The 12,788-nt window shown below is 28.4% G+C and carries 11 protein-coding genes and 2 pseudogenes; 5 read left to right on the forward strand and 8 right to left on the reverse strand.

From position 1 onward, the window contains the following. Positions 1–47: 47 nt before the first annotated feature. Positions 48–638 carry a hypothetical protein gene (locus OXH55_RS02300; RefSeq protein WP_268047854.1) on the reverse strand — a complete coding sequence of 197 codons (591 nt, stop codon included), beginning with the start codon at positions 636–638 and terminating at the stop codon, positions 48–50. Between the two features lie 35 nt (positions 639–673). Further along, complete coding sequence (locus OXH55_RS02305; RefSeq protein WP_268047855.1) at positions 674–1,198, reverse strand: GNAT family N-acetyltransferase; 525 nt, start codon at positions 1,196–1,198, stop codon at positions 674–676. Between the two features lie 189 nt (positions 1,199–1,387). Here OXH55_RS02305 and OXH55_RS02310 point away from each other — a divergent pair, with 189 nt between their 5' ends. Further along, positions 1,388–1,543, forward strand: a complete 156-nt coding sequence (locus OXH55_RS02310; protein ID WP_268047856.1) for a hypothetical protein — start codon at positions 1,388–1,390, stop codon at positions 1,541–1,543. 60 nt (positions 1,544–1,603) lie between these two features. On the opposite strand, the gene OXH55_RS02315 is transcribed toward OXH55_RS02310, so the two are convergent. From OXH55_RS02315 to OXH55_RS02330, 4 genes and pseudogenes are all read right to left on the reverse strand, one after another. Then, positions 1,604–1,984: a BlaI/MecI/CopY family transcriptional regulator gene (locus OXH55_RS02315; protein ID WP_268047857.1), complete on the reverse strand. Its 381-nt coding sequence runs from the start codon at positions 1,982–1,984 to the stop codon at positions 1,604–1,606. Positions 1,985–2,026: 42 nt separating this feature from the next. After that, positions 2,027–3,169 (reverse strand): annotated as a pseudogene (locus tag OXH55_RS02320) (penicillin-binding transpeptidase domain-containing protein); the annotation flags it as partial. Between the two features lie 183 nt (positions 3,170–3,352). Continuing rightward, positions 3,353–4,369: pseudogene (locus OXH55_RS02325) on the reverse strand (M56 family metallopeptidase); the annotation flags it as partial. A 203-nt stretch (positions 4,370–4,572) separates the two neighbouring features. After that, positions 4,573–4,902 (reverse strand): hypothetical protein, encoded by a 330-nt coding sequence (locus OXH55_RS02330; RefSeq protein WP_268047858.1) that lies wholly within the window; start codon positions 4,900–4,902, stop codon positions 4,573–4,575. 223 nt (positions 4,903–5,125) lie between these two features. Between OXH55_RS02330 and OXH55_RS02335 the strand changes: the two genes are divergently transcribed. Further along, on the forward strand, positions 5,126–6,220 hold the full coding sequence (locus OXH55_RS02335) for a putative NPN-dependent ornithine cyclodeaminase (RefSeq protein ID WP_268047859.1): 1,095 nt from the start codon (positions 5,126–5,128) through the stop codon (positions 6,218–6,220). 217 nt (positions 6,221–6,437) lie between these two features. Continuing rightward, a complete protein-coding gene (locus OXH55_RS02340) occupies positions 6,438–7,235 on the forward strand; it encodes an alpha/beta fold hydrolase (RefSeq protein ID WP_268047860.1) in 798 nt (265 codons plus the stop codon). Positions 7,236–7,310: 75 nt separating this feature from the next. Here the strand turns inward: OXH55_RS02340 and OXH55_RS02345 are convergent, their stop codons facing one another. After that, entirely contained in the window at positions 7,311–8,003 is a 693-nt protein-coding gene (locus OXH55_RS02345; RefSeq protein WP_268047861.1) for a hypothetical protein, read from the reverse strand. 240 nt (positions 8,004–8,243) lie between these two features. On the opposite strand from OXH55_RS02345, the gene OXH55_RS02350 reads away from it, so the two are divergent. Beyond that, positions 8,244–9,752, forward strand: a complete 1,509-nt coding sequence (locus tag OXH55_RS02350; RefSeq protein ID WP_268047862.1) for a DUF1846 domain-containing protein — start codon at positions 8,244–8,246, stop codon at positions 9,750–9,752. Between the two features lie 96 nt (positions 9,753–9,848). Here the strand turns inward: OXH55_RS02350 and OXH55_RS02355 are convergent, their stop codons facing one another. Next, positions 9,849–10,790, reverse strand: coding sequence for a 4Fe-4S binding protein (locus OXH55_RS02355; protein WP_268047863.1), 942 nt, complete (start codon positions 10,788–10,790; stop codon positions 9,849–9,851). 297 nt (positions 10,791–11,087) lie between these two features. Here OXH55_RS02355 and OXH55_RS02360 point away from each other — a divergent pair, with 297 nt between their 5' ends. Beyond that, positions 11,088–12,785, forward strand: coding sequence for a methyl-accepting chemotaxis protein (locus OXH55_RS02360; protein ID WP_268047864.1), 1,698 nt, complete (start codon positions 11,088–11,090; stop codon positions 12,783–12,785). Positions 12,786–12,788: the final 3 nt, after the last annotated feature.

The following is a 12,788-nucleotide window of genomic DNA, read 5'->3' on the forward strand; positions in this document are numbered from 1 at the left end:
GAGCTGCTCAATCAGCAACTCAAATGTTTTTACACAGTTTTTCAATATTAAATATACTTAATATCTCTTATAAACAAATTATTTTCTCTTGCAATCTTCTCATAAAAGCTTACATCTTTATCCTCTCTAAAAAACACTGGGAACGATAAGTCATAATTTCCCCAAACTGTAAGTGGTATCTCCATAAAATGCAATGTGCAGAAATGTAATTCTCTTGTTGATAGTTTTGTTATAAAAGGAATTAACTCTTCATTATCTAATAAAAAGTATACTGAATCAGAATTTAAGTTTCTTACATGATTTATAAATGTTAACTTGTCATCATAATCTAAGTAATTTAAAACTCTAAGAATTCCTGCATTATCTATATCTTTTAAATAAAAATCTACAATTATTGGCTTGTTTTTATTAAGATTATAAATCTTTTTCATAAAATTTATAAATCTTTCTTCATATTTTAAATTATACTTTTCCACAGAACCTAAAAGCTCATTTGATTCTGCTAAAGTTAAAGCATGATCATGAACATCTAATACTCCATTAGTGTAATTTTTAAATCCTTCATCTATATTATTAATTGCTATTTTTTTAATAGAATTAAATTCTTCTCTAGTTATAGGTTTTAATAGTTTTTCCATTATATTTCGCATCTCCTAATTACAACTTGGTAATGTTAATCAATCATTAATCCCATTGATACAGAGTCATAAAATTTACCATTAATAAAAAAGTCTCTTTTTAATGTTCCTTCTTCTAAAAATCCAAGCTTCTTATATAAATTAATACCACGTGTATTATCAGTTCTAACCCTTAAATTAATTTTTCTAATTGTACCTGATTTTTTACTCCATTCAATTAAATATTTTATAAGTTCTTCACCTATACCATTTCCCCAATATTTTTTTAGAACACTCACTCCAAATTCACCTACATGAGCATTACGTGGCCTTGGACCACCTGAAAAATTCAGATTTCCAACTATCTTTCCGTTAATTTCAGCGATAATAAACAGAGCATTATCCTTCTCTAAAGTATTTTTAATAAATTCTCTTTCTTGCTCAATAGTTCTTCCAAATTCTCCTGCTGTAAATGTCAAAAAATCTGATTCTCCCCCTATGATATTTAGATATTCTATTAATGCTTCAGCATCTGACTTAATAGCCTTTCTAACTATAATTCTTTCATTATTAACCTTCATTTTTTATCAGTTCTCTCCTATATAATCACATAATATCAGACTATTATATCATATAGAGTAAAAAGTTTCATGAATGATAGATTTTTTAGCATCCTACCCTTTAATTTTCAATATTAATTCGTATATTATCTTGGGAAAGGAGCCAAAAACATGAATAAAAAAATTATTAATAATAACATATATCGCAAAGTGGAACCAATACGTACAATATGTGGATTATATTTTGAAAATGATGTAATGAAAAGATCGGTGAAACAAGCCAAGAAGTCCAAGTCTAATATGGAAAATATCAGTTTTTCAAAACTTCTAGAAGAACTAACTACAGAAAAATGTCATGAAAAATAGAGAAAATTCTCCACTAAATGATTTTAAGGAGCCATCAGGCTCCTTTTATGTCATTCTTCCTTAATCTTTCCTCTTATCAAGAATACGTTTTAATTCATCAATTTCATCTGATGATAATTCGCTTTCACTTAAAAAATTAGCAAGCATAGCATTTAAAGAACCATTGAACACACGTTTTATGAACGATTGGCTTTCTGCTTTTATGCATTCATTTTCCATTACCATAGGGAAATAATGATAAGTTTTTTTGTCCTGTTCGTCTACTTTATAGCTTAATACACTTTTTTTTACTAAACGATTTATCAAAGTTTTTATTGTTTTGGGCTGCCACTTAGTTTCAGATAAGGCTTCAACAACTTGATTTGCTGTACATGGTGTATTAGCCCAAATAATTTTCATCACTTGCCACTCTGAATCAGATATTTTAGGTATATTTGACATTTTTGATACCTCCGTATTACAAATATAATTTTAGTTTTTAGATGACTCCAGTTTAACTGCATAATAGTTAAATATCTCATTAAAAATCTGTTTTCCAACTGGAGCTGCTATTTGTCCTGCGTAGTAATTTGATGAATCAGGCTCATCTATAGATACTAAAACTGTAACTTGTGACTTTTCTGTGTTTTCAATAGGTGCCATTCCAACAAAAGAAGCTATATATTTACCTTTTTCATATTGTCCATTTGTAACTTTTGGAGCTGTTCCTGTTTTACCTGCGATATGATATCCCTTAATATACGCTTTTTTACCTCCACCTTCTGAAACGACTTTTTCAAGATAACATCTTAATTGAGATGTCACAGTTTCCTCAAGGATTTGCTTTGCTCCGTAATCATCAAATACTTTGTCTATAATCTTATTTTTATTATCATAATGTACAATTTCTTTCATAACATGAGGTCTAATCCATTTACCACCATTAGCAACAGCGTTGAAAGCTGTTAAATATTGTATTGGTGTTGAAGTGTTAGTTTGGCCAAAAGATATAGTAGCTAAATCTATAGGTGATATATCTTGGGTTTTCTTTATTATTCCACTTACTTCACCTGGAAGATCAATTCCTGTTTTTTCTCCAAAACCAAATGCTTTAATATATTTATTTAACTTTTCAGCTCCTAATTTTTGTGATAAATCTATAAAACCTACATTGCAAGAATTTTTAAAAATGTCTTCAAAATTTTCTTTACCATGTCCTTTCCAGCATCGAACATTTCTTTTTCCTATTTTTATTCTACCATTACATACAATCTCATAAGTATCTGGATTAACTACTTTTTCATTTAAAGCTGCTGCTCCAGTAATAACTTTGAAAATAGACCCTGGTTCAAATGCAGTGCTTATAGCTCTATTAGTATTCTTTTTTTGAAGATCATAATCGCCTTTATTAACCATAGACAGAATTTCTCCATTATTAGGATTCATAACTATTATGCTAACGCCTTTCGCTTTATTATCATTTAAAGCTTTCTTGGCAGCTTTTTCACAAAAGTTTTGAATATTATTGTCTATAGTTAAAACTATATCTTTTCCTACTGATGATGTTGAATTTTCAGATGGTGATAAATACTTATCATATTGATTCTTAACTCCAGTAATGCCTTTTTCATCAGCTAATTTTTGTCCATTTCTATCAACTATTTTTCCTTGATTTGTTGCTTGAAGCTTATCATTTGAATTTTTACTAGAAGCCAATACAGAGTTGTTTTTGGGATTAGTCAACATTATACAACCCATTACAATTAAAACAACTACTGGTATTATAGACCACTTGTATGAATTTTTCTTAAATAAAGAAATCATAGTAATCCTCCTTTTGATTTGAGATTTATTATTTATAATACATGTCATTCCATAAACACAATTAGTTTTTTTATAACTTTCTAATAGTTTTATAATTGTCTGTCCGTATTTTATACAATCATCAGAATTTATATATGATAAAGCTAAAGCATCACACGCTACTTCTCTATCTTGACGCATCATATAAAATGAGTACCATAGAAAAGGATTAAACCAATGAAGTATTTGTAAAATACATGTTATACAATTAACAGGAATGTCTTTACGCTTTAAATGAGACATTTCGTGAAAGATAATATATTCTAATTCATCAAGGTTAATCTGTTTATCTATTCCAATAGGTAATAATAATTTTGGTCGTATAAATCCAAAAATAGCTGGAGTTTTAACTAAATCAGTATTTAAAATTGTTATATTATTATTTAAACCAATTTTATATTTACACTGCCTTACAAGTTTTAAAACATATTCGTCTGTACATTTTTGTTGAGTCTTAAGTTTAAGTCTGAAATTTATAGTTGCTGCTATTGTATAAAATCCTAGTATTATTATCCCTATTAGCCATATAAGACATGCTAATTTTAAGTATATGGAAACATCATCAGTTGTGGTTTCTATAGGTTTATAAAATATAGTTTTTTTAGTATTATTACTTGAGATAATCTTATTTTCTTTAGCATTGCTGCTTGGCATAATCATATTATCTGTTTGTATATCATCATTTTGTTGTGTAGAAACAGTGAATTCATTTTCAGTAGGTTTAATCATTTTATAATTTGATACATGATTTATTTGTGTAATTTTGTGTTCAGCTAAATAAAATAGATTAAAAATACTTAATGAGCTTTGTGGTGCATATGGTATTATGAGTCTAATTACTAGTAACATCCAAATGCAGTAGTGCCATCGTACTCCTAACCTTTCTTTAAACAACAGCTTAACTAAAAGAATAATGCAAGCCAAAACACTTCCTAAAGCTGTTGAATACAGTACCCACTTAAAAATAAATAAAAACCATGTCATAACTTCACCATTTAACCTTTCCTACTGAATCGTATATTTTAGATATGTTTAACATTTTTTACGCCTCCGTATTACAAGTGTAATCTTTAATCATATATTACACTTGTAATCTTTGATTGTCAAGTTATTCCTCAACTATTATTTTCTACACTACCCATCCAAAGTATATCCTAATAAATTAAAAGTAGTTTTAATAATATAATTTATTCTAAAAAACTCACTACAATAAATAAAATTATTACACTAATAATAAAACTTGAAATAGCCCATATGGCAGAATAAATAAAATGTTCTTTAATATTTTCAGCTTTAGACACTAATAAAACTCCATAAGTTAACACACTTACTCCCCAAACAATAATGTACCACTCAATATCATAAATAAACGTACATATTGAGAAAAATATCAATAATAAAATATACTGAAATAATAACATATTCTTTTCTCTCATAATTTTCATGTATTCTTCAAAGCTCAAAAGACCTGAAAACAAAGCGATTTGTGTATTAATCAATTCTTTAAATTTATTCATGCCCTACTCCTTATTTTAAAATAATAAAAAAGTCCACTTCTCAAAGATTGTTTTGTAATGTCAAAAATATATCGCAATATATAACAAATTATACCACACAATCCATTGAGCAATAAAATACTGAAATATAAAAAATTCTTGTTGCAGGAATTTATTTTAATATATAGAATTATGTCAGTATAAATTTCATTACATTTTTGTAAAATAAGAAAGGGTGATTAAAATGACTTTCAAATTACCAAAATTCACACCGCCTAATTTTCATAAAGATTTTCTTAAGGATGCACCTAATTGTAAAACAGTAGAAATAATAAAAGATGGTGTTGCTCCATCAAATTATCATGCAATGTCAATCTATCCTGAATATTTTAAAATAGATGGTGAATGGATACTACCTACTCAAAGCCGTATGGACTGTGTGCCTGTTGTCACAGATGACAAGAGAGTAGAAGTAGTAGAATTTAGAAATCTTCGTGTAGGTGATAAGGTTGTAATAGGAAGAACTGAAGATGCCAGTGAAGGTATATATATGTATACTAAAGGTTTTAAAACTTTAAACGGAAACAAAGATGCCTTTGCATTCAGAACTGGAAGGTCAAGAGAAACTGCATTTTCTAAAGACTATGATGAACTTTATAAAAGATTAAAATACGATAGAGATCATGGACATATTGTTTGGGTACTTGGACCAGCAGTTGTATTTGATTATGATACAAGAAAAGCTTTATCAGCCCTTGTTGAAAATGGATATGTTAATGCTATTATGGCTGGTAATGCTATGGCTACTCATGATTTAGAAGGTAGTTATCTTGGAACTGCTCTAGGACAAAATATATATACTCAAGAATCTGTTCCAAACGGACACTACAACCATTTAGATTTACTTAACGAAGCAAGAAGAGCAGGATCTATTGAAAATCTTATGGCAGAAGGAAAAATTAAAGACGGCGTTGTTAAAACATGTATAGAAAACAATGTTCCTCTTATCCTTGCTGGTTCTATAAGAGATGATGGTCCATTACCTCCAGTTATTGCAGATGTTTATAAAGCACAAGATGCTATGAGAGCACAAACACGAAAAGCAACTACTGTTATTTGTCTTGCAACTACCTTACATACAATAGCTACTGGAAATATGACACCTTCTTACACAGTACGAGATGGTAAAATAAGACCTGTTTATATTTACAATGTTGATATATCAGAATTTGCAGTTAATAAATTAGGTGATAGAGGTTCTTTAGAAGTTACAACCATAGTTACAAATGTTCAAGACTTTATGGTTCACTTAAAAAATAATTTAATTGATAATGAATAATTCTAAGTATTCATCTTTAAGGCAGAATTCATTGCAGCAATAAATTCTGCCTTAATTCTTTATTTCACTTTTTAAATACTCCTCTATCTTCAAATTCCTATATGAACACAAAGTGTAGAAATATTAAATAATCTTATCGTATAATATAATTACTCAATGACGTCCTACTTTAGTTAATTTTTATACATAATTGAAATATTTTAAAGGAGATACAATTATGACTCAAAATGGTATGCTGTCTAATATCACAATAAACTACAATGGGAAACAACTTAAATCGTCAACTAAATTTAGAAAGGGTAATAATAAACTTATAGTCTTTATTCATGGATTAGGATGCTCAAAAGAATCTTTTGAAGATGTTTGGTATTCTTCAAATTTTAAAAATTATTCAATATTAACCTTCGACTTAATTGGTTTTGGTAATTCCTCAAAACCCCATGATTTTTCATATACTATTGAAGAACAAGCAGAAATCTGTAAACTGCTGTTAGATAAGTTTCAATACCCTACAATTCATATAGTGGCTCACAGTATGGGAGGAGCAGTAGGTTTATTACTTACAGAAATGATAAAAGATAATTTAGCCTCCTTTATCAATGTAGAAGGCAATTTAATAGGTGAAGATTGTGGAATAAGTAGACGAACTGCTAAAATTTCATTTGAAAAATTTAAAAATAATATGTTTAACAGACTGAAATTTGTAGCTAAATCTTCTGACGAATCTGATTCAAAATTATGGGCTAAAATGCTTGAAACCTCTGATCCATTAGGTTTTTATAAAACTTCAGAATCTCTTGTAGAATGGTCGGATAGTAATAAACTATTAAAAATATTTCATAGCCTTCAATTAAACAAATCATATATCTACGGAGATAAAAACTCTCAAATGAATATTTTAGATGAGCTTATAGATATAAAAAAGATTTCTATCTCAAATAGTGGACATTTTGTTATGAACGATAATCCTAGTGAATTTTATCAAACAATATATAAATTATTAGCTAACAGATAGGTATTTCAACTTTTCCTTAAAACCTATGTGGACAGTTTCTTCAATTCAATAAAAATTCAAGAACTGTCCAGTTTATTATTGGATTTCTATAAAATCAATTTTAGAACTTATTGTATTTTCTTCTTTATCCTTCTCCACATATTTAAAAACTCTAGTCATTTTTATTAAATCCTTTATATTCTTGCTATCCCAAATAGATTTACCATTTTTAATTTCAGGTGAAACCCAGAAACCATAATAAAAGTTCTTACCATAAAAATCTTCCCTATCTCTTAATAAATCAGATACTGTTTCCAACCTTCTTAGTATGTAAGTTTGTAAATTCTTTTCCTCTTGATTTACCCCATTTAAATATAAATAGTTTTGTGATTTAATACACATTAATTTTCCAAAGTCCTCAGCAAATTTATCTAATCCTGTATGATACTCACTTTCTACAGCCCATATAATTTCTGTATTTATTTTTGCTTTTGACTGTTTTTTTGCAGGGTCTTCAATACATTTTTGTTTTGTTAGTGAAACATCTAAAAGCCATTCTCCTGATGTTTTTCTACCACTCTCATCATCAACTTTTTGCACGTTTAAATGATAGTACAAATCATTTTTAACATAAAAATCTTTTAACCTTTCTCCTAAAGCTGAAACAAATTTTGCTGATCTGTATGTATTGCTATTCTTGAATTTTTCATTATAATCCTTTATTTTTACAGCTTCCTCGAAACTGTCTTTAACAATTCTTTTAACATCTAAATCTGTAAATATTGACATATACTTATATCCCCCTAAATTAAATTTTAAAATTGTTTTCCTTATTTTAAGATATTATATTTTAAATAGCAATACCATACATTATAGTTTCCTCCTGTTTCATTATTTCCAACACAAAATATCCAATCCAAAATACAGGTTAATATGAAACAAAATTTTAATTAGGTTTGTTTTTAATGGAAATTAAATTGATTTGGTGGTAATATAATTAAAGAATAATTAAGAATAGTGAGGGTAATTATGAAAATAGGCTTTGATCACAAAAAATATTTAGAAGAACAATCAAAATTCATACTTGAAAGGGTGAACGATTACGACAAACTTTATTTGGAGTTTGGAGGAAAACTTTTATTTGACTTACATGCCAAAAGAGTACTTCCAGGTTTTGATGAAAACGCAAAAATCAAGTTACTACATAAATTAAAAGAAAAAGTTGAAGTTGTTATTTGTGTTTATGCTGGAGATATAGAAAGAAACAAGATTCGTGGCGATTTTGGTATAACTTACGATATGGATGTTTTAAGATTGATTGACGATCTTAGATCTTATGAATTAGATGTTAATAGTGTTGTAATTACTAGATATGACAATCAACCTGCAACAACAGTATTTATGAATAAACTAGAAAGACGAGGAATTAAGGTATATACACATCGTGCAACAAAGGGATATCCTACAGATGTAGATATTATTGTTAGTGATGAGGGGTATGGAAAGAATCCATATATCGAAACTACAAAACCTATTGTCGTTGTAACTGCTCCTGGTCCAGGTAGTGGTAAACTTGCAACTTGCTTAAGTCAGCTATATCATGAACATAAGCTTGGCAAAGTGGCAGGATATTCTAAGTTTGAAACTTTCCCAGTTTGGAATGTGCCACTTAAGCATCCTCTAAATATTGCATATGAGTCTGCAACGGTTGATTTAAAAGACGTCAATATGATTGACTCTTTTCATTTGGATGCCTACAATGATGTTGTAGTAAATTATAATCGTGATATTGAAACATTCCCTGTACTTAAGAGAATTATTGAAAAAATCACAGGTAAAGAATCTGTTTATAAGTCACCTACAGATATGGGTGTTAACCGTGTTGGATTTGGTATTATTGATGATGAGGTCGTTAAAGAAGCTTCTAGACAAGAAATTATTAGACGATATTTTAAAACTGGCTGTGAATACAAAAAAGGCTATGTTGATTTAGATACTTTCCATAGAGCAAAGCTAATTATGGAAGAGCTTAACCTTAAGGCTGAGGACCGTAAGGTAGTTATACCAGCTAGAGAAAAAGGAGTTAAGTTACAAGAGCAATTATGCAAAAATGAGAAATGTCCTGCGTTAGCTCTTGAACTTCATGATGGTACAATTTTTACTGGTAAGAGCTCAGATACCATGGATGCAGCAGCAGCTGTAATTTTAAATTCTATTAAACATCTTGCCAATATTACAGATGAAATTCATTTAATTTCACCAGTAATCCTTGAGCCAATAATTAACCTTAAATCAAAAACATTTAGCAGCAAAATTACATCTTTAACTTGCGAAGAAATTTTAATTGCACTAAGTATTAGTGCAGCGACTAATCCTATGGCTCAAGCAGCTATGGAAAAACTATCTATGCTTAAAGGTTGTCAGGCACACTCAACAACTATTTTAAACACAAATGATGAACAGACATTGAGAAAATTAGGTATCGATGTTACTTGCGATCCTGAGTATCCATCAGATAGTTTATATTACAGTAATTAATGAAATTTTTTAATTAAAAAAGAAGCCTATATCAGAACTTATCAGCCCATTGGCTGAATAGTAAGATATAGGCTTCTTATATTAAAATCAAATCATTTATTTATCTTTATAATTTAATTGCTCAGTAAAACTCACATCAAATTTAAATGTACTTTTAATAGCAGATTTAGGACATACATTTGCACAGGTTTGACAATTAATACATTCACTTGAAAGTATTCTTTTTCCTTCATTTTTATATGTTAATAGCTTAACGTTCATAGGACATACTTTTTCGCATACACCGCAATCAACACATTTATTTGCATCAATTTCAATTTTCATAACTGAGAATGGAGAAGTTAATTTTTGAATAACAGGAATCGGACAAACATATTTACAAAATGCTCGATTATCCTTCAAAACATATGCTAAACTTATTCCTACTACATAATAAATAATGTTTCCTCCTAATAGCATATATAACTCTATCATATGGTGTTTTCCAAAATTTTGCGAACCAAATGTAGACCATATAATTAAAACAACAATAAGAGATAAAAAGAAATGTATATATCTTATTACTCCAAATTTTTTCACTCTACCCTCTTTAGGTATTTTATATGGTAATAAATCTAACACCATAGCTGTCCAACAAGCATATCCACACCAGCCACGTCCAAATATCAACGGTCCTACAATTTTTGCAACAAAATAATGCAATGTGGCCGCTTCAAAAATACCTAACATGAAATATATAAAAAATCCTTCTAATTGCATATTTTCTCTGTTTATGATACCAAGAAATATTAACATATAACATCCAACAAGCAATTGAGTTATTCTTCTTCCCCATGACTTATGTTTTTTAGGTAAAGCACCATTTAAAAACATACCAATAGATATAGATAAACCAATATATCCAAAATTAAATAGATAAAAAGTATTACCTGAAGCTTTCCACCTCCATATACCAATACTTAAAAACAAAATAAGAAAAACTAGTGGTTTTTTTAAGCTTTCATTAGAAATATTCCATCTCTCATTAGAATTTTTCAAAATTAGTCCCCCTCTAAATACTTTAAAATTTCATCGCTTGAATAATTATAATATATTTATTTTTCGTTCTTAAAACAAGTAACTTTTGTCATTATGTATATATTACTATAGTCACCTTTATAAAATGATATATTAAGAGGTAATTTATTTATTACATTGTAGTAATAATTGGAAATCGGATGAAAAATAAAGGAATAATTAATTAATTGTCGAGTGTAAACAAAATAATCAGTAATTTGTGAAAAATCAAATTCTTGATTTAAATAAATTTAACTTTATATAAAAGGAGATGATAATTTGAGATTAAATATTAAGCAAAAATTAACTATGAGTTTTGTCTTAATAATAACTATAATGTTAATAGTTAGTGGTACTTTATTATATGAATTATTTTCTATAGATAAAGACTATAAAGTAATTGTTAATAAAAATGTACCAGTGGAAAAATATGTAGAGGAAATAAGGGCAATTAATTTAGAACAGGTTGCTGCTGTAAGAGCATATATTCTTTATGACGATGAAAAGTTTCCACCATTATTTGAAGAACTTAATGGTAAATCAGAAGATATTTACATGAATATAGAGAAAAATATAGAAACAGATGTTTCAAAGAAACATTTGGTTAAGATAAAGGAAATACATGCAGAATATTCTAAAATAGCAAAGGATGTTTTTGCATTAGTGAAATCTAATAATGTAGAAGCTGCTGTTAAAAGAGCTTTTGATGGAAGAGAACATGTAAGACAAATAAAAGTTGCTACAGAAGAGTGGCTGGAATTTGTAGAAAGTTATGATCAAGGTATTATATCAAATATTAATCATTCCATTAGTAGAACAATAAAAATTAATATAATTATACTAATTTTTATTTTATTATTTGTTATTATTTTAGTATTATATTTTATTAGAGATATATGTAATCCACTAAGTGAGCTCGTTACCCATGCCAATAGTATTTCAAATAGTGATTTAAGCTGTGAAATTTCAGAAAAATTACTTAAGAGAAAAGATGAACTAGGCGAACTTACAACTGCATTTGATAAAATGTCTAAAAATTTATGTAAATTAGTAGGAAACATAATAAAATCTTCTGAAGAAGTAGCAGAGTCTTCTGCATTACTTATGGATAATTCTAAAAAAACAGTAGTAGTATCACAAGAAATTGGGAAAAGTATTGACGGTATAGCACTTGGAGCATCAAATCAGGCAAGTAGTACTGAAGAAGGTTCCTTAAAAATAGATGAATTAGGTAATATTGTTGAAAGTAGTCAAGAATGCTTAAAAGAACTAAATGTTTCATCAGATAAAGTAATGTTATTGATTAATGAAGGAATGGATATTATTAAATTATTAATGGAGAAAACTAATCGAGTAAATGAAGCTTCAAGAAAAGTTTACAGTGAAATTATAAAAACAAATGAAAGCTCTGAGTGTATATCACAGGCTAGTAGTGTGATATCATCAATAGCTGAACAGACAAATTTATTAGCTTTAAATGCAGCTATTGAGGCTGCTAGAGCTGGAGAACATGGTAAAGGATTTGCAGTTGTAGCTGAGGAGATACGAAAATTAGCTGAGCAATCTGCTGAATCAACCAGAGAAATTGATACAGTAGTAAAAGAGCTGCAGGATAATTCTAGAGAAGCAGTTGAAACTATGAAAGAAGTAGAGATTATTTCAAAAGAACAGGACGTAAGTGTTAAACATACTGAAGAAAAGTATAAAGGAGTAGCTGAGGCTATGTCTAACTCATATGAATTTATTAGAAAAACAAGTAATTTAGGCGAAGAAATAGCAAATATGAAAAATAATTTATTAAGTATTGTTCAAAATCTAGCAGCAATTGCTGAGGAAAATGCAGCAAGTACAGAGGAAGTAGCTGCATCAACAGAAGAACAGACTACTTCGATAGATAGTATTTTGGAAGCAAGTGAAAATCTATCTAAGTTAGCTGAAAAATTACAAAATGAAGTTATCAAATTTAAGATTGTCTAAAAA

It is taken from the genome of Clostridium ganghwense (genome assembly GCF_026735165.1).
Lineage (GTDB): Bacteria > Bacillota > Clostridia > Clostridiales > Clostridiaceae > Clostridium_H > Clostridium_H ganghwense.

Bases quoted from the DNA above. Each gene is read 5' to 3' on its own strand.
- OXH55_RS02315 (WP_268047857.1), bottom strand. From the start codon at position 1,984: ATGTCAAATATACCTAAAATATCTGATTCAGAGTGGCAAGTGATGAAA.
- OXH55_RS02345 (WP_268047861.1), bottom strand. From the start codon at position 8,003: ATGTCAATATTTACAGATTTAGATGTTAAAAGAATTGTTAAAGACAGT.
- OXH55_RS02305 (WP_268047855.1), bottom strand. From the start codon at position 1,198: ATGAAGGTTAATAATGAAAGAATTATAGTTAGAAAGGCTATTAAGTCA.
- OXH55_RS02350 (WP_268047862.1), top strand. From the start codon at position 8,244: ATGAAAATAGGCTTTGATCACAAAAAATATTTAGAAGAACAATCAAAA.
- OXH55_RS02330 (WP_268047858.1), bottom strand. From the start codon at position 4,902: ATGAATAAATTTAAAGAATTGATTAATACACAAATCGCTTTGTTTTCA.
- OXH55_RS02340 (WP_268047860.1), top strand. From the start codon at position 6,438: ATGACTCAAAATGGTATGCTGTCTAATATCACAATAAACTACAATGGG.
- OXH55_RS02335 (WP_268047859.1), top strand. From the start codon at position 5,126: ATGACTTTCAAATTACCAAAATTCACACCGCCTAATTTTCATAAAGAT.
- OXH55_RS02300 (WP_268047854.1), bottom strand. From the start codon at position 638: ATGGAAAAACTATTAAAACCTATAACTAGAGAAGAATTTAATTCTATT.